19 protein-coding genes are annotated in these 23,200 nt (G+C 69.5%); 10 read left to right on the top strand and 9 right to left on the bottom strand.

Annotated features, from left to right (window positions below):
- Positions 1–76: 76 nt before the first annotated feature.
- Positions 77–3,814: an ATP-dependent helicase gene (locus F5X71_RS28750; protein WP_167464817.1), complete on the top strand. Its 3,738-nt coding sequence runs from the start codon at positions 77–79 to the stop codon at positions 3,812–3,814.
- On the opposite strand, the gene F5X71_RS28745 is transcribed toward F5X71_RS28750, so the two are convergent.
- A complete protein-coding gene (locus tag F5X71_RS28745) occupies positions 3,771–4,184 on the bottom strand; it encodes a DoxX family protein (protein WP_167464816.1) in 414 nt (137 codons plus the stop codon). The genes F5X71_RS28750 and F5X71_RS28745 overlap by 44 nt on opposite strands.
- A 169-nt stretch (positions 4,185–4,353) precedes the next feature.
- On the opposite strand from F5X71_RS28745, the gene F5X71_RS28740 reads away from it, so the two are divergent.
- Positions 4,354–5,379, top strand: coding sequence for a potassium channel family protein (locus F5X71_RS28740; protein WP_167466819.1), 1,026 nt, complete (start codon positions 4,354–4,356; stop codon positions 5,377–5,379).
- A gap of 33 nt (positions 5,380–5,412) precedes the next feature.
- Positions 5,413–6,330, top strand: a complete 918-nt coding sequence (gene nudC / locus F5X71_RS28735) for an NAD(+) diphosphatase (protein ID WP_167464815.1) — start codon at positions 5,413–5,415, stop codon at positions 6,328–6,330.
- Between the two features lie 55 nt (positions 6,331–6,385).
- On the opposite strand, the gene F5X71_RS28730 is transcribed toward nudC, so the two are convergent.
- Positions 6,386–6,616 (bottom strand): mycoredoxin, encoded by a 231-nt coding sequence (locus tag F5X71_RS28730; protein WP_167466818.1) that lies wholly within the window; start codon positions 6,614–6,616, stop codon positions 6,386–6,388.
- A gap of 157 nt (positions 6,617–6,773) precedes the next feature.
- Entirely contained in the window at positions 6,774–8,024 is a 1,251-nt protein-coding gene (locus F5X71_RS28725) for a low temperature requirement protein A (RefSeq protein WP_167464814.1), read from the bottom strand.
- 51 nt (positions 8,025–8,075) lie between these two features.
- Between F5X71_RS28725 and F5X71_RS28720 the strand changes: the two genes are divergently transcribed.
- From F5X71_RS28720 to F5X71_RS28710, 3 genes are all read left to right on the top strand, one after another.
- Positions 8,076–10,250 carry an ATP-dependent DNA helicase UvrD2 gene (locus tag F5X71_RS28720; RefSeq protein WP_167466817.1) on the top strand — a complete coding sequence of 725 codons (2,175 nt, stop codon included), beginning with the start codon at positions 8,076–8,078 and terminating at the stop codon, positions 10,248–10,250.
- Between the two features lie 110 nt (positions 10,251–10,360).
- A complete protein-coding gene (locus F5X71_RS28715; RefSeq protein ID WP_167464813.1) occupies positions 10,361–10,705 on the top strand; it encodes a hypothetical protein in 345 nt (114 codons plus the stop codon).
- 195 nt (positions 10,706–10,900) lie between these two features.
- A complete protein-coding gene (locus F5X71_RS28710) occupies positions 10,901–11,167 on the top strand; it encodes a WhiB family transcriptional regulator (RefSeq protein WP_275106749.1) in 267 nt (88 codons plus the stop codon).
- A gap of 148 nt (positions 11,168–11,315) precedes the next feature.
- Here the strand turns inward: F5X71_RS28710 and F5X71_RS28705 are convergent, their stop codons facing one another.
- Positions 11,316–11,921, bottom strand: coding sequence for a helix-turn-helix domain-containing protein (locus F5X71_RS28705; protein ID WP_238815526.1), 606 nt, complete (start codon positions 11,919–11,921; stop codon positions 11,316–11,318).
- 141 nt (positions 11,922–12,062) lie between these two features.
- Here F5X71_RS28705 and F5X71_RS28700 point away from each other — a divergent pair, with 141 nt between their 5' ends.
- Positions 12,063–13,163: an aryl-sulfate sulfotransferase gene (locus F5X71_RS28700; protein ID WP_167464811.1), complete on the top strand. Its 1,101-nt coding sequence runs from the start codon at positions 12,063–12,065 to the stop codon at positions 13,161–13,163.
- Entirely contained in the window at positions 13,160–13,399 is a 240-nt protein-coding gene (locus F5X71_RS28695) for a hypothetical protein (protein ID WP_167464810.1), read from the top strand. Before F5X71_RS28700 ends, F5X71_RS28695 begins: the two co-directional genes overlap by 4 nt.
- A gap of 65 nt (positions 13,400–13,464) precedes the next feature.
- On the opposite strand, the gene F5X71_RS28690 is transcribed toward F5X71_RS28695, so the two are convergent.
- From F5X71_RS28690 to F5X71_RS28675, 4 genes are all read right to left on the bottom strand, one after another.
- Positions 13,465–13,875 (bottom strand): subtilase-type protease inhibitor, encoded by a 411-nt coding sequence (locus F5X71_RS28690; protein ID WP_167464809.1) that lies wholly within the window; start codon positions 13,873–13,875, stop codon positions 13,465–13,467.
- Positions 13,876–13,980: 105 nt separating this feature from the next.
- Positions 13,981–15,324 (bottom strand): ABC1 kinase family protein, encoded by a 1,344-nt coding sequence (locus F5X71_RS28685; RefSeq protein ID WP_167464808.1) that lies wholly within the window; start codon positions 15,322–15,324, stop codon positions 13,981–13,983.
- Positions 15,325–15,478: 154 nt separating this feature from the next.
- Complete coding sequence (locus F5X71_RS28680; protein ID WP_167464807.1) at positions 15,479–16,348, bottom strand: hypothetical protein; 870 nt, start codon at positions 16,346–16,348, stop codon at positions 15,479–15,481.
- A gap of 85 nt (positions 16,349–16,433) precedes the next feature.
- Positions 16,434–17,861, bottom strand: coding sequence for a zinc-dependent metalloprotease (locus F5X71_RS28675; protein ID WP_167464806.1), 1,428 nt, complete (start codon positions 17,859–17,861; stop codon positions 16,434–16,436).
- A 126-nt stretch (positions 17,862–17,987) separates the two neighbouring features.
- Between F5X71_RS28675 and F5X71_RS28670 the strand changes: the two genes are divergently transcribed.
- Positions 17,988–19,013: a YlbL family protein gene (locus F5X71_RS28670; RefSeq protein ID WP_194250739.1), complete on the top strand. Its 1,026-nt coding sequence runs from the start codon at positions 17,988–17,990 to the stop codon at positions 19,011–19,013.
- 6 nt (positions 19,014–19,019) lie between these two features.
- Here the strand turns inward: F5X71_RS28670 and F5X71_RS28665 are convergent, their stop codons facing one another.
- A complete protein-coding gene (locus tag F5X71_RS28665) occupies positions 19,020–19,613 on the bottom strand; it encodes a PPA1309 family protein (RefSeq protein WP_167464804.1) in 594 nt (197 codons plus the stop codon).
- 545 nt (positions 19,614–20,158) lie between these two features.
- Here F5X71_RS28665 and F5X71_RS28660 point away from each other — a divergent pair.
- Positions 20,159–23,164, top strand: a complete 3,006-nt coding sequence (locus F5X71_RS28660; protein WP_167464803.1) for a UPF0182 family protein — start codon at positions 20,159–20,161, stop codon at positions 23,162–23,164.
- Positions 23,165–23,200 lie beyond the last annotated feature (36 nt).

Genomic DNA, 23,200 nt, shown 5'->3' with positions numbered 1-23,200 from the left:
GGCCCGTTGCGCACCCGCATACGCCCGCCGCGCCCCCTCGGCGGCGTCGAAAGGGGCACGGCCGCAGGGGGATCCGGTGACCCGCGTGACGCCGCAGCAGCTGGCGGAGGCGCTCGGGCTCCCGCCGCCGACGGACGAGCAGGCGGCGGTGATCGCGGCGCCGCCGGGTCCGACGCTGGTGGTGGCGGGCGCCGGAGCGGGCAAGACCGAGACGATGGCGGCGCGGGTGGTCTGGATGGTGGCCAACCGCCTGGTCCTGCCGGACGAGGTACTCGGGCTCACCTTCACCCGAAAAGCCGCACAGCAGTTGACCGCTCGCATCCGGACCCGGCTTGCGCGGTTGGCCGGTGCGCCGCTGCTGCGCGAGCTGGACCCGTCGGGGCAGCTGCGCGCCCAATTGTCCGGCGCGGAACCGGAGATCAGCACCTATCACTCTTACGCGGGGCGGCTGCTCACCGAGCACGGCCTGCTGCTGCCGGTGGAGCCGTCGGCGACCCTGCTCACCCAGACCCAGCTGTGGCAGCTCGCGCACCAGGTGGTGCGCACCTGGGACGGCGATCTGGACACCGACCGCACCCCGGTCTCGGTCACCGAGGCGATCCTGGCGCTGTCCGGTCAGCTCGCCGAGCACCTGATCGAACCCGAGCAGCTCGCCGAGGCGCACACCGAGCTGGAGAAGCTGGTGCACACCCTGCCGCCCGGCCCGCGGCAACGCGGCGGGCCGAGTCAGGCGTTGCGCGGCATCCTGCAGGTGCAGCAGGAGCGGGTCGCGCTGCTGCCGCTCGTCCAGCACCTCGCCGACGCGCTACATCGGCGTGGCGCATTGGATTTCGGCGCGCAGATGTCATTGGCCGCGCGCCTCGCCGCCGAACACCCCGAGGTCGCCGCCGCCGAGCGCGCCCGGTTCCGGCTCGTCCTGCTGGACGAATACCAGGACACCGGGCACGCGCAGCGCGTGCTGCTCGCCGCGCTGTTCGGTGGCGCGCCGGACGAGGCGGCGGGCGGCGCGCGGCCCGCGGACACTGCCGCGACCAGTGCGGGCCAACCGCGTCCGGCGAGTTCCGAGCCGACCGCTCAGGGCGGTCACGGGAGCGAGGAGCAGCAGCCGCGACCGGCGGCGAGCCGCCGCAGGCTGGCGGTGACCGCGGTCGGGGATCCGATGCAGTCCATCTACGGCTGGCGCGGCGCCTCGGCGGCCAACCTGCCTCGGTTCGCCACCGACTTCCCCAGCGCGCCAGGCGTTCCCGCGCCGATCCTGCCGCTGCTGACCAGCTGGCGTAATCCACCGGAGGCGCTGGCGCTGGCGAACCTGGTCGCGGACCCGTTGCGGCGCAAGGCGTTGGATGGCGGCGGCGTGACCGTGGACGCGTTGCGCGCGAAACCGAACGCGGGCGCGGGAGTTGTCGCGCTCGCGCTGACCGAAACCGTTGCCGAGGAACGCGATTGGCTCGCGGTCCGGATCGCCGAGGAGTGGTCGGCCCGGCGCGCGGCGGGCGAGCCGCCGCCGACCTCCGCGGTGCTGGTGCGCCGCAACGCCGATGCCTCACCGCTGGCCGAGGCGCTGCGCGCGCAGGGACTGCCGGTCGAGATCGTCGGGCTCGGCGGACTGCTCGCGACACCCGAAGTGGCCGATATCGTCGCCACGCTGCGGCTGATCGCCGAGCCGGGCGCGGGCAGCGCGGCGATGCGGGTGCTGACCGGCGCGCGCTGGCGCATCGGTGTCGCCGATATCGCCGCGCTCGCCCGCCGCGCGCGTGCGCTGTCGATCAGCAGGTTCACCAGCGGTGACAGCCAGGAGATCACCGATGCGCCCGCGCTGGCCGCCGCGCTGCGCGAGGTCGCTCCCGAGCCGGCCGAACAGGCGGGCCTCGCCGACGCGATCGCCGATCCCGGTCCGCGCGAACACTATTCGGAGTCCGGCTTCGCTCGGATCGAGGCGTTGAGCCATGAGCTCGCGGCGTTGCGCGATCGCAGCGGCCAGTCGCTGACCGAGCTGGTCGCCGACGTGGAACGCACCATCGGGGTCGGCGTGGAGACGCAGGCGCGCCGCGCGATGGCCGGGACCGGTGCGGGCCGTGAGCATTTGGACGCGTTCGCCGAGGTGGTCGCCGGGTACGCCGCCGATCCCGGCGCGTCGCTGAGCGGCCTGCTGTCCTTCCTGGCCGCCGCCGAGTCGGTCGAGAACGGTTTGGAGCCGGGCGAAGTCGAGGTCGCCAAGGACCGGGTGCAGGTGCTGACCGTGCACGCGGCCAAGGGGTTGGAATGGGAGATCGTCGCCGTGCCGCACGTGGTGCGGGGCGTGTTCCCGTCCGGTACCGCCTCGGGCACCTGGCTCGGGGCGCTGGCCGAACTCCCGACCACACTGCGCGGTGACCGCAAACAGGACGACGCCGGGGACGGCGTTCCGGTGCTCGACCTGGCCGACCTGTACGACCGCGCCGATCTGGAGCAGGCGATCAAGGCGCACAAGGAGGCACTGGAACGGCGCCGCATCGACGAGGAGCGCAGGCTGTTCTATGTCGCGCTCACCAGAACCGAACGCGTGCTGCTGGTTTCGGCGCATCACTGGGCCGAGACCGGCAGCACGCCCAAGGGGCCGTCGGACTTCCTGCTGGAGCTGAAGCACGCGAGTGCGGCCGCCGACAGTCCCGCCAACGGCGTGCTCGACATCGCACGCTGGGACGACCCGCCCGCACATGACGCGGTGAACCCGTTCACCGACAATCCGGCCACCGCCGAATGGCCGCGCGATCCGCTCGGGCACCGCCGCGATCCGATCGAACAGGGCGCCGCGCTCGTCCGCGCCGCGCTCGAGGAGCTGCGCCTGCGCCCACCCGAGCCGCGGAAGGCGTTGCCGGGCGAGCAATCCGACGCCGCGCAACCGCCTTTGCCTGCCGCTGTTGCCGACGACCCCGTCGAACCGCCGTACTCCGACGACCCGCCGCCACCCGATCCGACGGACGGCTACGACGAGCGGGCGTGGGCCGCCGAGGTGCCGCCCGACCCGTACGACGAGCCGCTCTCCGACGCCGATATCGCCTTCGCCGCAGCGGAGTTCGACCCCGAGCGGCCAGCGGATCCGGACGACCCCGACGGCTGGGCCGCCGACGTGGACGCGCTGCTCGCCGAGTTCGAGGCCGAGCAGTCCGCGGCCGAGGAGGTCGAGCTCCCCGGGCAGATCGCCGCGACCGCGCTGGTCGAGATGCGCGCCGATCCCCGCAAACTCGCCGCGCGGCTGCGTCGCCCGCTACCGTTCCCGCCGAGCCCGCTGGCCCGGCGCGGCACCGCGTTCCACGCCTGGGTGCAGCGCTGGTTCGGTTCGGACCGGCTGCTCGGGTTCGACGAGTTGCCCGGCGCCTCCGACGGTGCCGCCACCGACGATGTGGACAAGGAATTGACCGCGATGCAGGACGCGTTCCTGAATTCCTCGTGGGCCAACCGCAGTCCGCTCGAGGTGGAGGTCGCGTTCGAAACGTCCATCGCGGGCACCGTGATCCGCGGGCGAATGGACGCGGTGTTCGCCGAACCCGGCGGCGGCTGGATCGTGGTCGACTGGAAGACCGGCGCCGAACCCACTCCCGCGGAGGAACCCGCCGTCGCCATGCAGCTCGCCGTGTATCGCCTGGCCTGGGCCAGGTTGATGGCGGCAAGGGAGGGCAGGCCCGAGCAGGAGATGCTGGGCCGGATCGGCGCCGCGTTCCACTACGTGCGTACCGGGCGCACCATCGCGCCCGCCACCCTCGCCGGCCCGGCCGAACTGGCCGAGCTGATCAGGACCGCCGCGCCGAACGGCTCACCTTCAGCGCCTGCGTGATCAACGGGAGCTGCAACGGCAGCCGCAGCACCGAGCCGATCTTGACCACCCGCGGCAGCTTCTCGTTGCCGAGCATGTCGACGGTCATCTGGACGTTCGCCGGGAAGACCGCGACGAACAGCAGCGCGGCCAGCCGCCCGCCGAGGCCGCGGGTGCGCGGGAGCGCCAGCGCCGCCGCGACGCCGATCTCGGCGACGCCCGAGGCGTAGGTGTAGCTCCTCGGCTCGCCGGGCAGGTACTTCGGCACGATCGCGTCGAACGGCTTGGGCGCCACGAAATGCAGCACACCCATCGGGAACAGCAGGGCGGCCAGGGCCAGCGCGGGGCGGCGGCCGTTGGTGCGAACGGGCGGGTGAACGTTTTCTGCCATGCGGCAGCCTTGCATTCGCGGGGCGCTCGCGTCGAGACCCGGTCTTGCCGGGAGCAGCGGGTAGGCTGCCGTGCTGTGCCGGAGGGACAAACGAGGCCGGGGACGACCGACCCGATGAGTACCAGGGCGGGAGCGTCCAGTGTTCGGTGATCGCGCGCGCACCCTCGGGATGTCCAATCGCCCGCACTTCGCGCTGGTAGGCGTGCTGCGCATCCCGGAAGTGCAGACCAGTCCGTGGATTTCACTGACCAGGCGCGTGCTGTTCGCCGTCTTCCTGCTGTTCACCGCCGCCGTGGTGGTCTACATCGGCCGCGACGGCTACCGCGACAGTTCGGGTGACCCGCTGTCGTTCCTGGACGCGTTCTATTACGCGACGGTGTCGCTGTCGACCACCGGTTACGGCGATATCGCGCCGGTGACGCCCACCGCGCGGCTGGCCAACATCATCATCATCACTCCGCTGCGCGTGCTGTTCCTCATCGTGCTCGTCGGTACCACCCTCGGCGTGCTGACGGAACGGTCCCGGCAGGCGTTCAAGATTCAGCGATGGAGGCACACCGTGCGCAATCACACCGTGGTCGTCGGATACGGCACCAAGGGACGGACCGCGATCGACGCCATGCTCGGTGACGGCGTGCAGCCCGCCGACATCGTCGTGGTCGACACCGACATGGTCGCGCTGGAGCAGGCCGCGAACGCGGGCCTGGTGACCGTGCACGGCTCGGCGACCCAGTCCGACGTGCAACGGCTGGCCGGCGTGCACAACGCCGCGTCGGTCATCGTCGCCACCAATCGCGACGACACCGCGGTGCTGGTCACCCTGACCGCCAGGGAACTCACCAAGAGCGCCAAGATCGTGGTCTCGATCCGCGAGGCGGAGAACACCCACCTGGTGCGCCAGTCCGGCGCCGACTCGGTGGTGGTGTCCTCGGAGACCGCGGGCCGCCTGCTCGGCATCGCGACCAGCACGCCGTCGGTGGTCGAGATGATGGAGGACCTGCTCACCCCGGAGGAAGGTTTCGCGATCGCCGAGCGCGACGTGGAGCCCGCCGAGACCGGTGGCTCCCCGCGCCACCTCAGCGACATCGTGCTCGGTGTGGTGCGCAGCGGTGTGCTGGTCCGGGTCGGCGAGCCGGAAGTGGACTCGCTCGAGGCCGGGGACAAACTGCTCTACATTCGCCGCACGACCAAGTAGGGCAGCTCGCGCGCGGCGCGATAGTGTCGAGGGGTGTCGGCCTTTCAGCTCAATTCCGTTCCGCTGCTGTCCCGTTCCGTGCTCGATCGCGCCGAGGAGACCAGAGCCGACGCGCAGGCCCTGCTCGCCGGCTGGCGTGACGCCAAGCTGCTGCGGGTGAACCAGCGCGGCCAAGTCCGTTTCGAGGACGGCGCGCTCGTGCTGGACAAGGCGATCGAGTTGTCGCCCGAGCCGAGCCCCGACGCGGTGTTCCTCGGCATAGATGAGGGTGTGCACCTGTGGGCGGTGCGCGATCGCGAGATCACCGGCTCGCTGACCGATCTGCGCGGCATGGCGAGCAGCGTCGACGACCTGACCGCCGCCCTGCTCTCCACTGCCGCCGCCCTGCTGAACTGGCACGACAAGGCGGCCTTCAACAGTGCCGACGGCACCGCGACGACCCCGGCCAAGGCGGGCTGGTCGCGGGTCACCGAGAGCGGGTACGAGGAGTTCCCCCGGATCGACCCCGCGGTCATCTGCCTGATCCACGACGGCGCGGACCGGGTGCTGCTGGCCCGGCAGCAGAGTTGGCCGCAGACGCTGTTCTCGTTGCTCGCCGGATTCGTCGAGGCGGGCGAATCGCTGGAACGCTGTGTCGAGCGGGAGGTGAAGGAGGAGGTCGGCCTCGACGTGCGCGACATCCACTACCTCGGCAGCCAGCCGTGGCCGTTCCCGCGTTCGCTGATGCTCGGTTTCACCGCGGTCGCCGATCCGGACCAGCCCCTGGTGTTCTCCGACGGCGAGATCGCCGAGGCGTACTGGTTCAGCCGCGACGAGGTGCGCGAGGCGTTGATCGTCGGCGACTGGTCGGCGCAGGGTTCCGGGGCGCGGCTGCTGCTGCCCGGGTCGATCTCGATCGCCCGGACCATCACCGAATCCTGGGCCGGGCTCGGCGACGAGCCGAAGGCATAGCGGCACGGCGGACCGGTGCGGTCCGCGCGTGCGGGAGGTCGGTGGGACGCGCTGGTCAGGCCAGCGCGGCGAGCGCCTTCTTGACGGTGGCCAGCGACGGGTTGGTCGCCGTGGAGCCGTCCGCGAACTTCACCGTCGGCACTACGTGGTTGCCGCCGTTCACGCTGCCGACGAACTCGGCCGACGCGGGATCCTGCTCGATATCGATCTCGACATAGGTGATCCCGGCCTCGTCCAGCTGTGTCTTCAGCCTGCGGCAGTAACCGCACCACGTGGTCGAGTACATCGTCAGGTCAGGCGTTACGTCAGTCACGAATTGTGCAACGCCGAATGATCCATCCCTGTTCCGCCGATGTGCCCGACCCCACCCTGTCCGGGGTTCGGCGTGCCGGGACCCGGCTGCGCACCGCCAAGGCGCGCGTCCCGCGGGGTTCGGTGCGCCGCTACAGCACCTCGTCGATCCCGAGGCCGTGATCGGAGCGCCGCCGCCGACCGGCGCGTTCGCGCCACTTGCCGTCCGCGCGGGTCTGGCACAGCACCGCCCAGAGCAACAGCGCCGCGACCCCGTACACCAGCCCGAGCGCGCCGAGGTGCGGGCCGAAGGCGCCGAGCACCACCGCCAGTATCGCGCCGGGCAGCGGCCAGGCGCACAGCAGCCGCCAGCCGGCCCCGCCGCGCAGTCCGACGATCGTGACGATCACGAAATACGCCGCCGCGCCGCCGCACAGCGACCAGCCGACCCCCACGGACACATGGCCTTGCGCGTGCTCGACGGCGAGCCCGAGCCCCGCCGTGACGGTGGCGATCGCCCCGGTGATCCAGCAGTGCACGGCCATCACGTGCTGCCTGGGGATGGTGTGGTCCGGATCGTCGCCGGTCATCAGGCGCGGCACGAAGCCGTACAGCAGCGTCAGCGCCCAGAGCGCGGCCAGGATCACGAACGCGCCGAAACCGAGGGCCAGCACCCTGGCATGCCAGGCGGCGCCGCCGACCGCCGCGATCACCGCGATGAAGCCCTCACCGAGCACGATGATCACGTACAGCCCGAGCCGCTCACCGAGGTGCGCGGCGTCCGCGTGCACCGCCCTGGCCGTCGGCGGCGTCAGGTGCTGGAACCGGCGTGACTTGTGGAACCGGCGATCGATGGCCTCCTGAGCGCCTGCCAGCAGCCGTTCGCCGGTGACCGCGAACATCAGCCACATATCCAGCGTGAGACCCAGTGCCCACAGCCAGTATTTCCACGGTTCGGGCACCCACAGCGAGACGGCCCACGGCAGCACGCCGATGGTCAGCTGCGCGATCGGCCAGTCGACCACGAAGGTGCCGCGACCCCAGATCCGCGCCGCGACGGTGCGCACGATGACGTAGACCGCCGCGAAGGTGGTCGCGTGCCGCTCCGGTATCCCGGCCACCGCGCTCGCCATCACGCCGAGGCCGAGCATCGTCGCGAGCATCAGCGGCACCCTGGTGTGGTCGCGGGCGATGTTGCCGTAGAGCATCATGCACGCCCACGCCGTCCAAAACGCCAGGTAGAGCAGGACATACAGGCCGAAGTCGGACAGCGAGGGCCCACGGTGCAGCAGATGGGTGAGCTGGCCGATGCCCGCGACCGCGACGAGGTCGAAGAACAGCTCCATCCAGGTCGCGTGCCGGTCGGCGGGTCTGGCGTCGGCGGTCGGCGTGTCGTGGGCCACGAGCCGACAGTATTGGTCGCGGGGCGGGAGTTGTCGGCAGGCACTGTCATGATGGGTGCCGTGTCGTCAACCAGCACGCACCAACCCACCGGCCCGACGCTGGATTCCCTCGACCCCGAACAGGCCGCCGCGGTGCGGGCGCCGCGGGGGCCGGTGTGCGTGCTCGCGGGGGCGGGCACCGGCAAGACCAGAACCATCACCCATCGCATCGCGCACCTGGTGTCGGCCGGCCACGTCAAGGCCGACCAGGTGCTCGCGGTGACCTTCACCGCGCGCGCGGCGGGCGAACTGCGCGGTCGGCTGCGCGCGCTCGGCCTGGGCGGGGACGCGAACCAGGTGCAGGCGCGCACCTTCCACGCGGCCGCGCTGCGCCAGCTCAAGTACTTCTGGCCGCAGGTGGTCGGCGACGTGCCGTGGCGACTGATCGACGGCAAGTTCCCGCTCGTCGCGCAGGCGGCGAACCGGGCAGGCCTGTCCTCGGCCACCGACAGCGTGCGCGACCTGCTCAGCGAGATCGAATGGGCGAAGGCCTCCCTCATCGCCCCCGAGGACTATCCGGCGGCGGCCGCCAAACACCGTCGCGAGCCGCCGTACGACGCGCTGCGGGTGGCCGAGGTCTACGCGGGCTACGAGAAACTCAAGGCCACCCCCGATGGCCTGCTGCTCGACTTCGACGACCTGCTGCTGCACACCGCGGCGGCGCTGGAGGACTACCCGGCGGTGGCCGACGAATTCCGCGGTCGCTACCGCAGTTTCGTGGTCGACGAATACCAGGACGTCACCCCGCTGCAGCAGCGGGTGCTCGACGCCTGGCTCGGCGATCGCGACGACCTCACCGTGGTCGGCGACGCCAACCAGACCATTTACTCGTTCACCGGCGCCACCCCGGGCTATCTGCTCGATTTCTCCCGCCGCTTCCCCGACGCCACGGTGATCCGGCTGGAACGCGACTATCGCTCCACCCCGCAGGTGGTTTCGCTGGCCAATCGGGTGATCGCCGTGGCGCGCGGGCGCATCGCGGGCACCCGGCTCCAGCTCATCGGCCAGCGTCCGGACGGGCCGGAGCCGGTCTTCGCCGAGTACGACGACGGTCCGGCCGAGGCGAGCGCGATCGCCAGGTCGATCAAGCGGCTGATCGAGGCGGGCACGCCCGCCGCCGAGATCGCCGTGCTGTACCGGATCAACGCCCAGTCCGAGAGTTATGAGCAGGCGCTCACCGAACTCGGCATCCCGTATCAGGTGCGCGGCGGCGAGGGGTTCTTCGCCCGCCCCGAGGTCAGGCAGGCCGTCTCGGTGCTGCGGCAGGCCGCGGCGCGCGACGACCTGCCCGAGGCGTCGCGGCGCGGTTCAGCGCTGGTCACCCTGGTGCGCGCGGTGCTCGCGCCGGTCGGACTGACCGCGACCGAGCCCGCGGGCGCGCAGGCGCGGGAGAAATGGTCGTCACTGGTCGCGCTGGTCCGGCTCACCGAGGAACTGGTCGACCACGACGACGAACTCGACCTGCCCGGCCTGCTGCGGGAGTTGGCCGCGCGCGCCGAGGCCAGGCACCCACCGACCGTGCAGGGCGTCACGCTCGCGTCGCTGCACGCGGCGAAGGGCCTGGAGTGGGACGCGGTCTTCCTGGTCGGCCTCGCCGACGGCACGATGCCGATCGCGCACGTGCTCGAAAGCGACGGCAAGGTCGCCGACGAGGCCGCGCTCGAGGAGGAACGGCGCCTGCTCTACGTGGGGGTGACCAGGGCACGCGAACATCTGCACCTGTCCTGGGCACTGGCCTGGGGCGAGGGCAAGCGCCGCACCAGGCGCCGGTCCCGGTTCCTCAACGGCCTGGTGCCCGACGATTCACCGGCCTCGCGGATCGCCGCGCCGGTCACCGAGGCGGCGGGCACAGGCGCGCGGCCCACCTGCCGGGTGTGTGCGAAGCCACTCATCGGCACCTATGCGACTATGCTCGGCCGCTGTCGCCGGTGCCCGGCGGAGCTCGATGCCGAACTGCTCGTCGCGTTGCAGCAGTGGCGGGCGGAGAAGGCCGAGGCGTTGCGGGTGCGCGAGTTCGTGGTGTTCACCGACACCACCCTCACCGCGATCGCCGAACAACTCCCAGGTGACGATGCCGCGCTGGCCTCGATCGCCGGGATCGGCCCGAAGAAGCTGGAGCAGTACGGGGCGGACGTGCTCGCGATCATCGCGTCGCGACTGCGTGCAAGACCCCAAAACCGCAGGTAGAAAATAGGTTGTGCGCTTCGTCGCGCTTGCCTATGGTGGTTTTACGCACCGGGAGGGCATTCCGGCGCGGCCAGTCAACAGGACACAACGAGATTAGGAGGGAGGCAGACATGAACACCACATTCTTCAGCGGCAGCGACGTTGCGGTGAATACACCCATGTCCGCCTCCCGGGGGATCCTCGCCTTGCAGGGGATCGGTCTGTCCGAAATTCGTGGCGCATTCGGCGCGCAAGCACATCTCGCTGAGATGCACGACGCCGTCTGCACCACTCGTATTCAGGACGGGCCCAACGCGGGTAGCTGGCACAAGTCTGTCTTCAAGTCGGCAGACAACGTCGTCGTCATCGCGGCAGACGCCGGCTATGAGCCGGCGGATCTGCAGGCAACGCGCCTCCGCCCCGCACACCCAGCGATCGTGATCAGGACTCGACAGAAATGTCGAATACCTAGGTAGGGAAAGCTCCCTCCCAGACCTCCTGGCCACGGATCGCACGAAGCGAAACCGTGGCCAATCTTTTTCGGCCCTTCAGCCAGCCGGCCTCGGTTTCGCGGAAACAACGAAACGAACCGCTGCAACGAGCTGAAGGAGAACGACGTGTTCACCGCCCAGGAATGGCCACAAGCCACTACTGACGTGACATGCCGAACCGTGGCCACGACTACCCGGGCCAGGGAGGTCAAGGAAGTACCGTGCCGAGCCGGAGACCCCGATCTCTGGTTCGCCGAGAGCCCCGTCCAATTGGAGCAGGCCAAGGCGCTGTGCGCGTCCTGCCCGATCCGCAAGGGCTGCCTGACCGCGGCCATGGATCGACGCGAGCCGTGGGGCGTCTGGGGTGGCGAGATCTTCGAGCAAGGTGTCGTCATCGCCCGTAAGCGTCCGCGCGGTCGCCCGCGCAAGGTCGCGGTCCCGGCATGAATCCGGGAGTGACTTCCCTCCCTCCGGTCGATGTGCTCGATTCGGTTGGTCCCGACACGGGCCGAGCCAACGAACGAGAAAGCAGACGAACCGCCCGCCGTTGCCCGGTGGGCGGCTCGTTTGCGTTGCGCGGCAGTGGTTTCGGGGGTCAGGTTCGCCGGGAGCGATGCGGTGCCCGGCGGACCGTCAGCCCGTCGGCGACGGCGAGCACGAGTGTTGTGGTGTCCTCGGTGTGCGCCCACCAGCGGTGGCGCACGCCCGCCGCACAGTAGTAGGTGTCTCCGGTGGACAGCGTCAGCTCCTCGCCGTCGGCGACCAGCGTGATGGTCCCGGAGACCACGTAGATCAATTCGTCATTGGGGTGGCTGAATTCGCGTCCGCCCCGGCCGGTTCCGCCGGTGAATTCCAACGCGCGCAGCTCGCGCGCACCGTGCACCAGCGACCGGACCGATCCGTCGTCGTCGGTCTGGGCCTGTTCGAGTGCGCCGTCGCCTGCCCGCACCAGCACCGCGCCCGGCGCGTTGTCCGCGGCCGCGAGCAGCTCGGTGGCCGTGGTGGCGAGCGCGTCCGCGATGCGTTGCAGCGAACGCAGGCTCGTGTTGGTCCGCCCGTTCTCCAACTGGCTCAGAAATGATTGGGACAATTCGGTTTTCGCGGCCATGGCGGCCAGCGTCAGCCCTGCGGCACGCCGGCGATCGTGCACGACATCGCCCAGCCCGGACCATCGCGCCTGGTCCTCGCGTCCGTTCCGCACCAATCCAGCCTCTCTTATTCGCTTTGCACATTGTCGGGGGTGTGCTCGCGAATGGTCGTGTTTGCCTCACGCTGATCGCAATCCTGTCCGTGCGCGCCAGCGTACTGAATATTCATTCACACTGAATATTCAGGAGTATCGGTGGAACAGAACACGCTCAAGCGCCGGGGGATCGGGCTGATCGGCAGTGATCCGGCGCTGGCGGCTCCCGGCTACACGCTGTACGCGCCGCTGGCCGGTCGCGGACTGGTCGAATTGGTGGATCTCGCGGGCGAGGTGGTGCATCGCTGGCGGTTACCGTATCGGCCGGGCAGGCACGCGCGGCTGCTCGCCGACGGCTCGCTGGCCTACAACGGCGCGACGCTGGCCGTACCGCCGTTGTTCGCGATGTGGCGCAAGTACAGCGGCGGGTCGATGGGGCGCTATGACCCCGACGGTGTGCTGCTGTCGGAGCATCGCGACGACCTCCAGCATCACGACGCGCACCACTACGACGACGGCCGCGTCCTCTACACCGGCGTGGAACCGTTGACCGGCGCGGCCGCGGCCCGCGTCCAGGGCGGTGTGCCCGGCACCGAGGCCGACGGTGTCGTCTGGGCCGATGTCATCAAGGAGGTCGCGCCGGACGGCACTCTGCTGTGGCAATGGCGGGCGGCCGAGCACCTGGACCCGGCGCAGTTCGCGCTGCAACCGCATTACTGGCGCGAGCACTGGCCGTTGATCAACAGCGTGCATCCGCTCGACGAGCACACCGTGGTGGCGAGCCTGCGCAGCGTGTCCGCGGTGGTCACCATCGACCGCGGGTCCGGCCGGGTCACCACGCTCGCCGACCGATCGACCGTCGCCCAGCAGCATCACGCCACGCCGGTAGGTGATTCGCGCATCCTGCTCTTCGACAACGGCACCTTCCGCACCGGCGAATCCGTCACCTACAGCAGGATTCTCGAACTCGACGCGAGCACCGGTGAGATCGTGTGGAGCTATCAGGACTCGCCGCGCGAGGCCTTCTTCACCCCCTTCATGGGTGGTGCGCAACGCCTGCCCAACGGCAACACCCTGATCACCGAGGCGGCCTTCGGCCGGATCTTCGAAGTGACTCCGGCGCAACGGATCTGCTGGGAGTACGTGGTCCCGTCGTTCACCGAGTACCCGGATCCCGATACCGCACAGGTCTTTCCCGGCCTGTCCAACGCGATCTTCCGCGCCTACCGCTACCAGGACATTCCGTGGTTGAGCCGATGAGCGCGGCCGTGCACCCGGTCGACGCGCGTCCGCCTGCGGGCCGTGCTCTCGCGGTCGCGGTGCGGCATCTGGTGATGGTCGCGCCGTCGATCGCCTCGGTGCCGCTGATCAGCCGCAGCCTGCACCTGGATGACCGGCAGGCCCGCGTGTTGCTCTGTGCCACAGTGCTTTTCAGTGGTTTCGGGACTATCCTGCAATCGGGTGGCCGGTTGGGCTGCTGCTGGGCAGCGGCATGACCATGGCCGTGCTCGTCGGGTGCTCGTGCACCTGGTGTTCGTGCTGCGGCCGCGCCGGGTGGGCCTCAGAAGTTGAAGACCGCGACCGTCGTCGCAAGCAGCACACACATATTCGAGAAGACACCGTGATCGGTGATCGGCGCACCGCGCCAGACGCCGTCGATGGTGGCGTAGACCGGATCGAAGTTCTGCGGGCAGCGTGGCGGCACGGTGAACGCGGCCAGCGCACGGATGTTGCCGTCGGCGTCGTCCAGTGCCCGGCAGGCGTCCACCGCGTTCGGGTGCGTGCCACCGACGGCGGGGGTGCAGGTCAGCGTGACGGCACGGCGTTCGGCTGCGGCGATCGACACGCCGCGGCCCAGGGTCAGCGCCAGCACCGACGGCGCATCGGGCTCGGCCGCGATCGCGTGCGGCGGTGCCAGCAGCAGCATCGCCGTGCCGATCGACACGCCGAAGATCCGGTTGGTGCAGGACATGACCATCACCCCTCGCGGACGGAGCTGACCTGACCGACCGAGGCTAGCCGACCGCCCGCGCCACGTCCGGTAAGGCAGGTCGCGCGGGCCGAGTCGGCGGGTGGGTCAGCTGGCCGTGCGCTCCGCGGTGAAGCCCGGCATCCAGGTGCGGACCAGCTTCATGAAGGGCAGCTCGGCGTCGAGCTGGGCGAGAATGCCGACGGAGCCGCCCAGCACCCGGAAGATCATCACGTATTCGGCCGGAAGTTGCAGGGCGCGTGCGGTTTTCATCTCCGCGCTGGAGATGTCGGAGGCCTTGCCCGCCACCCGCTGCATCCAGCAGCGGGTGAAATGGAACGAGTCGGACTGGATCGGATCGGTGAACGGCCGCAGGTAGTCCGCGATCTCCTGGTGGGTGACGGTGCGGCCCGGGATGACCCAGCCGTTGTCGTACATCAGGTCGGTGAGTTCTTTGAACCGTTCGTCCACCGCGAGCGCGAGCATCCGGCCCAGCACGGGTGGGAATCCGTCCGGCATGGGGGCGCAGGCGCCGAAGTCGATGACGGCGAGCTTGCCGTCGGCGAGCATCATGAAGTTGCCGGGGTGCGGGTCGGCGTGCAGCAGCCCGACGGTCGCGGGGGAGGAGAAGTGGAACCGGCCCATCAGGCCCGCGACCCGATTGCGCAGTTCCTTGGTGCCCTCCGGATCCTCGGCGCCCGACTTGATGATCGCCGAGACCGCGGTACCGTCCAGCCACTCGGTGACGATCACCTTCGGGGCGCTGGCCACCACCTTGGGCACCACGATCTCGGCGTGCCCGTCGAAGCCCTTCGCGAAGGCGCGCTGGTTGGCCGCCTCGTTGCGGTAGTCGAGTTCCTCCTCGGTCCGTTCGGTGATCTCGGCGAGGATCGGTTTCACGTCGGCGCCGGGGATCACCGTGGCGAGCAGCCCGGTCATCCGGGACAGCGTCTTGAGGTCCGCCCGCAAGGCCTCGTCCGCGCCCGGGTACTGCACCTTGACCGCGACGGTGCGTCCGTCCGACCAGACCGCCTTGTGCACCTGGCCGATGCTGGCCGAGGCGGCCGGGGTGTCGTCGAATTCCCGGAACCGTTGCCGCCATTGCGTGCCGAGCTGCTGGTCCAGCACCCGGTGCACGGTCTCGGCCGGCATCGGCGGGGCCGCCGCCTGCAGCTTGGTCAGTGCTTCGCGATAGTGCTCGCCGAATTCCTCGGGGACCGCGGCCTCCATCACGCTGAGCGCCTGGCCGAACTTCATCGCGCCGCCCTTGAGCTCACCGAGCACGGTGAACAGCTGTTCGGCGGCCTTCTGGTTCAGCTGTGCGTTGATCTCGGACTTGTCGCCCCCGGCCAGCTTCTTGCCGAATCCTACGGCCGCGCGCCCGGCGATGCCGAGCGGAATCTTGGCCAACTTGGCGTTGCGGGACGAGCGACGGCGCACGATCTCAGACACCTACCCATCATGGCGGAAGGTGCCACTACTTAGCCACGGCAATCTTGAATCGACGCCGCCTGAGGTTGTGAGCCCGGTCACTCGGGGATGGGTGCAGCATAGCTCGTTCCGCGCCGTCGGGCCCCGCTCGAAACGCCATGCGGGGTAACCACCTTCAGGTTTGTTCGCGCAGGTCCACGGTGATTCCGTGACACGAGCACGCGGTGTGGCGCGGCCAGCGCCGCCGGTCGATCAGGTGCGAATCGAGGTCCAGTTCCAGGGTGCTGTCCAAGATCGCCAACTCCCGCCGGGTCGACAGGGCGAGCACCGATTCGACCTCGCTCACCGCGAGGGCTGCGGTCGCCGCGATCCGGGCAGGCGAGGCGTGCCCGACCCGGCCGAACAACTGCGCGGCCAGATGCGGCCAGTCCGCGTCGTGGTCGGCGCGCAGCAGGTCGGCACAGCGCAGGCAGGTGGTCGCGCCGGGCAGCACCAGTGGCCCGACCACCCCGCGTCCGTCCCGGATCCGGACCGGCAGGTGGGCCACGCGATGGCGGCCGAGGTCCTCGAGCAGCCGGGGGTCGGGCATCAGCGCGTCGGTGAGCACCACCAGGTCGGCGTGCCAGGTGGGCACCGCAGCCGCGGTCGCGCTGTAGTCACGCGAGCGGCTCGGCCGCAGCCCCAGCTTGCGCAGGCCGGAGACCACCGCGTCGGACAGCGGTCCGATGCCGTGCACCCGCACCGATCGGATCCGGCCCGCCCGCTCCTCGGGATGTTCGAGCATGCCCGCCGCGTCCAGCACGTCGAGCAGCGCGATCGCGTGATCGGGCTCGATGCCGAGTTCGCCCGCCCGCCAGACGATCTGCGGACGGGTCTGCATCCCGTCGAGCAGGCGCAGAAAGGCCAGCACGGTCTCGGCCGTCAACCCACCGGCATCCAGGACCATGGCCGTCTCCGGATTCCAGCCGAGCTGGACCACACCCGAGGGACGCACCAGCACGGTGAGCTGTGCGGACAGCCGTGGGCCACGGCGTTGAGCGGTCATGCCGAGCAGTGTGCACGCCGCGGCCGCCGCGCCCGCGTCGAAACCCGTGGTTATGCACAGGGTTTCGCGGCTACCAACAGGACATTCAGGCGGACTGTCCGCCGTCCTTGCCCAGGTCGGGTCCGGCATCGCCGGTGTCCGGCGTGTCCTCGGCGGCCTTGGCGCGCTCGGCCTTTTCCCGCGCCTCGGTCTCGGCCAGCTGGGCAAGCGGATCGTCGAAGGCGGTGGCGCCGCCGCCGATCACCGCATCGATGAATCCGGCGGGGGAGTCCAGATCGTTGGAATCGGGCAGCAGGTCGGGGTGCGCCCACACGCCGTCGCGCTTCTCCATGCCCGCGTCGCCGGTCAGCCTGCGCCACAGTGCCGCGGCCTCACGCAGCTTGCGCGGACGCAGCTCGAGGCCGACCAGGGTCGCGAACGTCTGCTCGGCCGGCCCGCCGGTGGCCCGGCGCCTGCGCAGCGTCTCGGCCAGCGCGCCCGCGCCGGGCAGCCGATCGCCCACCGCGTCGGTGACCACGACCTCCACCCAGCCCTCGATCAACGCCAGCAGCGTTTCCAGCCGTTCCAGCGCCTGCTTCTGCTCCGGCGTGGTCTGCGGTTCGAACGCGCCCTGCGCCAGGATCTCCTCGATCTTCGAGGGATCGGTCAGCGCCATCGGGTCGATGCCCTGCGCGGCCTCCTCCAACGCGGAGAAGTCCATCCGGATGCCGCGCGCGTAGTCCTCGACGGCGGCCAGCACCTGCTGGCGCAACCACGGCACGTGCCCGAACAGCCGCTGGTGCGCGGCCTCCCTGGCGGCCAGGAACACCATGATCTCGCTCTCCGGCTGCTCCAGGCCCGCGCTGAACTCGGCGATCGCCGCGGGCAGCAGGGCGGCCGTGCCGGAGGGACCGAGCGGTAATCCGATATCGGTGGAGGTCAATACCTCCTTGGCGAGCTGGCCGAGCGCCTGTCCGAGCTGCGAGCCGAACGCGAGGCCACCCATCTGGCCGAGCATGCCGACCATCGGGGCGGCGAACTCCTTGGCTTCCTCGGGCAGCGATGCGGTCCACATCCCCGAGATCTGCTGCGCCACCGGGTCGCACAGCCGCTGCCAGGTGCTCAGCGTCTCCTCGATCCAGTCGTTGGCCGTCCACGCGACGGTCTTGGCCGCCCCGGCAGGCAGCGTGGTCGCGCTGTCGAGCCACAGTTCGGCGAGGTGCGCGGCGTCGGCGACGGCACTCGCGGTGCTCGCGCTCACCGGCGTGATGGTCGAACCCAGCTGCTGGCGGGCCAGCCGCTTGGCGACGTCGTAGTTCACCGGGCCGGACTGACCCGATCCCGGCTGGCCCATGCCGCTGAGCATCTGGCCGAGCGAGGTCAGCATCTGCCCGAGCTGCGACGGATCGAACCCGCCGCCCGGCCCGCCCACACCGAAGCCGAACGGATTGTTCGACTCGGGACCGCCCGGCTCGTCGCCGCGCTTGCGGTCGTCGTCGTCGCGGTTCGAAAATCCGAAGGGGACGTCACTCATATCCCTTACGTTACGCGTGCGGTGCAGGCGGTTGATGTTCGCGCGGCGCGAAATCGAGCAGGCGCGTCGGCCGGGAATGTACGCCTGCGGCATCCGGGGCGCGCGGCGATCATTACTGTGGTCCAGGTGAATCGTCGGATCCTCACCCTGGTGGCCGCTCTGATCCCGGTGCTGGTGCTCGGCGCGCTCGGCACGGTGCTCACTGTGCCGTTCGTCGCACTCGGTCCCGGTCCCACCTTCAACACCCTCGGCGAGGTCGATGGCAAGGAGGTGGTCGCGGTGCGCGGCACCGAGGTGGACCCGACCACGGGCCATCTCAATATGACCACTGTCGCCGTGCGCGACGGGCTGAGCATCTTCGAGGCGTTCAGCTTCTGGGCCAGCGGCAAGCACGGCCTGGTGCCGCGCGCCGAGGTCTACCCGCCCGGAGTCTCGCGCGAGCAGATCGACGAGTCCAACAAGCAGGACTTCAAGGATTCCGAGGGCAACGCCGAGATCGCCGCGCTGCGCTTTCTGAACATGCCGACCGTGGTGCTGCTGCGCAAGGTGTCCGAGGACGGACCGGCCAAGGATCTGCTGAAGGAAGGCGACGAGATCATCAGCATCAACGGCGCGCCGATCGCGACGCCGAAGGACGTGGTGAGCGCGGTCGGGGCGCAGAAGCCCGGCGATCAGCTGACCGTGCAGGTGCGCCGGGAGAGCGCCGAGCAGACGATCCAGGTGACCCTCGGCGAGCGCCCGGACGACAAGGCGAAGGGCTACCTCGGCGTGACGCCGGGGGAGGGCGCCCGTCCGCCGCTGCAGGTCGATTTCAACCTCGCCGATATCGGTGGCCCGTCGGCGGGGCTGATGTTCAGCCTCGCGCTGATCGACAAGCTCACCCCGGGCGAGCTCGACGGCGGCAAGTTCGTCGCGGGCACCGGCACCATCGACAACGACGGCAAGGTCGGGCCGATCGGCGGCATCCAGTACAAGATGATGGCCGCCCGCGAGGCAGGCGCCGAGACGTTCCTCGTGCCCGCGGCCAACTGCAACGAGGCCAGGCAGCGCACCCCTGCGGGGCTGCGGCTGGTGAGGGTCGAAAACCTCACCGGCGCCGTGCAATCGCTCAACGAGATCAACGCGGGCAAGGAGACCGTCGGCTGCGGCTGAGGCCGCTCACTCCAGCGTGGCGAGCAAGGCCTCGATCAGATTGGGCGCCAGGTTGGGGTAGGTGCGCAGGTCCATGTCGGCGAATTCGTCGGCGTCGTCCTCGGGGCGCACCTGCAGCAGGCACAGTGACGCGCCCTCGCGCAGCACCGCGGCGAACAGGCGCGCCTCGCGGCGATCGGGATGGGCTTCGGCCGCGGCGCGCGCGGCGGCATCTGCCGCGTCGTGGTCGGCCAGCAGCGGCACCAACGCCGCGTCCAGGGTCGATTCCGCGTCCGGCGGCAACACCACGATCTCCTGCACGAGCACGCACCCGCGCACCGCGGGCGGCCAGCTGGTTGTCGCGAGGAATTCGTCCAGCGCCATCGAGCCGCCGGTGATGTCGTCCGGGAACGACTCCTGCGCAACGGGAGTCAGCTCCGCCCCCTCGTCCAGCTGATCCAGCAGCTCCGGCTGCGCCGCCACCAGGTCCGCCGTCGGCACCAGCGCGAACATCTGCGGCGGTCTGCCCCACCCTTCGCCGTCGACGAACTCGGCCACCTCCCGGACAGAACGGGCGAGGACGAGTTCGGCATGCAGATCTGCGGGGGTCACGCTGCACATCCAATCAAACGCTCAACAACCCCACACAGCAAACCCACCTCAGCGCGATTCCACCGAGCCGGCGAGCAGGACTCGCCACCTCGAAGACGTCGCGGCCCCAACCAGACCCACCGGTGCCCGCCACGGAGCGAGTCTTCCGTGCGATCCGGTTCCCGGCCGTCTCGTGGCTCAGCGGTCGAAGCGCATGCGCCGCAGGCGCCGCACGTGCGAGTCTCGACGGTCCGGACCCAAACCAACCAACCCGCGAACTGAAACGCTCGCTTCCCCGCAAACCCCGCGACCACGGCGCGAGTCTTACGAGCGACTCGGTTCGCGGCCGTCTCGTGGCTCAGCGGTCGAAGCGCATGCGCCGCAGGCGCGAGTCTCGACCGCTGAGCCACGAGACACCAGGGGCCGCGAACCATGCCGCGCCCGCGCGGCCAAATTACTGTCCGATTCCGTAGAGTGGGGCGCGACGGTCCGGAAGGACCACCCGAAACATCGGACTGCGGCGCGCTGTCGGGGCTTCTCGGTGCGTGCGCCGCCGGACCTTGGAGAGTGGCATCGTGGGCATGCGGCCCCCCACCGGCTTACCTTCGCTTTCTCGACGCAGCCGAGTTCTGCTGTTGGCGGCGATCGTCCTCGCGGCGTTGCTGCTGCTCGGTCCTCGACTCACCGACACCTATACCAATTGGTTGTGGTTCGGCGAGGTCGGCTTCCGCAGCGTCTATCTCACCGTGCTGTGGACCCGGTTCTTGTTGTTCCTCGTGGTCGCGCTCTTCGTCGGTGTGGTGGTGTGGCTGGCGTTGCTGCTCGCCTATCGGTCGCGGCCGGTGTTCGTGCCGGTGGCCGGGCCGAACGATCCGATCGCGCGGTATCGCACCACGGTGATGAGCAGGCTGCGGTTGTTCGGTGTCGGGATCCCGGTGCTGCTCGGGTTGTTGTCGGGTCTGGTGGCACAGTCGAATTGGGTGACGGTGCAGTTGTTCTTGAACAGCAGCTCGTTCGGTCAGCAGGATCCGCAGTTCCATTTGGATGTGGGTTTCTACGCTTTCGATCTGCCGTTCTACCGGATGGTGTTGAACTGGCTGTTCGTCGCGGTGGTCATCGCGTTCTTCGCGAGCCTGGTGACGCACTACGTGTTCGGCGGTTTGCGGCTCACCGGCCGGGAGGGCACGCTCACGCGCGCCGCGCGCATCCAACTCGCGGTGATCGCCGGGCTTTTCGTGCTGTTGAAGGCGATCGCGTACTGGTTCGACCGGTACGAGTTGTTGATGAGCAGCCGCAAGGAGCCCACCTTCACCGGTGGTTCGTTCACCGATATCAATGCGGTGTTGCCCGCCAAGCTGATTCTGCTGTCCATCGCGGTGATCTGCGCGATCGCGTTCTTCGCCGGCATCGTGCTGCGTGATCTGCGGGTGCCCGCGATGGCGGCGGCGCTGCTGGTGTTGTCTTCGATTCTGGTCGGCGCGGTGTGGCCGCTGGTCGTCGAGCAGTTCTCGGTGCGCCCGAATGCCGCGGACAAGGAAAGCGAGTACATCGAGCGCAATATCGCGGCGACGCGGCAGGCGTTCGGTATCACCGACGACAAGATCGAGTACCAGGACTACAAGGGCGAGAGCAACAAGAACCCGGTCAACGTGGCGGTGGACGCGGCGACGATCGGCAACGCCCGGCTGCTCGACCCGAATATCCTCTCGCCCACGTTCACTCAGCTGCGACAGCTGAAGAACTTCTACGGGTTCCCCGAGGCGCTCGATATCGACCGCTACAACCTCGACGGCGATGTGCAGGATTACATCGTCGCGGCGCGCGAGCTGTCGCCCGCGGCGCTGTCCGGTAACCAGAAGGACTGGATCAACCAGCACACCGTCTACACCCACGGCAACGGTTTCGTCGCGGCGCCGGCCAACCGGGTCAACAAGCCGCAGTCCGAGGACCCGAACGCGACCGGCGGCAGCAGCGACAGCGGCTACCCGATCTTCATGGTCAGCGACCTGTTCACGCCGTCGGACAAGCAGCGGATCAAGGTCGACCAGCCGCGCATCTACTTCGGTGAGGTCATTTCGCAGGCCAACCCGGACTACGCGATCGTCGGTGCGTCGGAGGGGCAGCGTCCGCGCGAATACGATTCGGACGCAGCGCAGTTCACCTATGACGGCAAGGGCGGCGTGCCGATCGGCAACTGGTTCAACCGGCTTGCCTTCGCCGCCAAGTACGCCGAGCGCAACATCCTGTTCTCCTCGGCCATCGGCCCGGAGTCGAAGATCATCTTCAACCGCGCGCCGCGCGATCGGGTGCAGAAGGTGGCGCCGTGGCTGACCACCGACGGCAACGCCTACCCTGCGGTCGTCAACGGCCGGATCCAGTGGATCGTCGACGCCTACACCACGCTCGACAACTACCCGTACGCGCAGAAGACGTCGCTGGACGGCATCGAGGACAGCGTGGACAAGAAGACCGGAAGGTTGTTGCCGCGCAAGGAAGTCAGCTACATCCGCAACTCGGTCAAGGCCACCGTCGACGCCTATGACGGCACCGTGACGCTGTACGAGACCGATCCGAGCGATCCGGTGCTCAAGGCGTGGCGCGGGGTGTTTCCCGACGCGGTGAAACCGATGAGCGATATCTCTCCGGAATTGCGGGCGCATTTCCGTTACCCGGAGGATTTCTTCAAGGTGCAGCGCGAGATGCTGACCAAGTATCACGTGGACGACCCGCGAGAGTTCTTCACCAACAACGCATTCTGGTCGGTGCCGAGCGATCCGACGATCGAGGGCGGCGGCACGTTCAACCAGCCGCCGTACTACGTGCTGCTCGGTGATCCGCAGACGAACAAGCCGACGTTCAACCTGACCAGTGCCATGGTGGGCTACAACCGGCAGTTCCTGTCCGCCTACATCTCGGTGCGCTCGGATCCGGATGGCTACGGCAAGTTCACAATTCGGCGGTTGCCCACCGACACCCAGACCCAGGGTCCGCAGCAGACGCAGAACACGATGACGACCGCACCCGAGGTCTCGCGCGAGCGGACCCTGTTGTCGAACTCGAACAAGATCAAGTACGGCAACCTGCTGACCCTGCCGATCGCCGACGGCGGCATCCTGTACGTGGAGCCGTTCTACAACGAACGCAATACCGGGCCGAACACCTCGACCTTCCCGCAGTTGCTGCGCGTGCTGGTCAGCTACCGCGACGAGGCGGGCAGCGTGAAGGTCGGGTACGCCTCCACCCTGGCCGAGGCGTTGAACCAGGTGCTGCCCGGCGCGGGTGCGCTGGCCACGCCGTTCGGCGGTGACCCGGCGACCAGGCCGAAACCCGGCACCGCACCGCCGGTCGAGGGCACAACGCCGCCGCCGGGCAACAACACCGGCACCCCGCCGCCTCCGCCGCCCGGTGGCGTCACCCCGCCCACCGGCTCGTCGGCGGCGAAGGACGCCGCGGCCGCCGAGCTGAACCGCAAGATCGAGAACGTGCGAAACGCCATGCGCACGGGCAACTTCCAGGACTTCGGCAAGGCGCTGGACGAACTGGACGCGGCCGCGAAGGCGTACCAGGACGCCGGGCGTTAGTCCCGCCTGAGCCACGCCGGAACAGAAAAGCGGCGC

Origin of the sequence: Nocardia brasiliensis, assembly GCF_011801125.1 — a bacterium.
GTDB lineage: Bacteria > Actinomycetota > Actinomycetes > Mycobacteriales > Mycobacteriaceae > Nocardia > Nocardia brasiliensis_C.
Note: the sequence above shows the minus strand (reverse complement) of the source record. Positions and strands in the feature narration are given on the sequence as shown.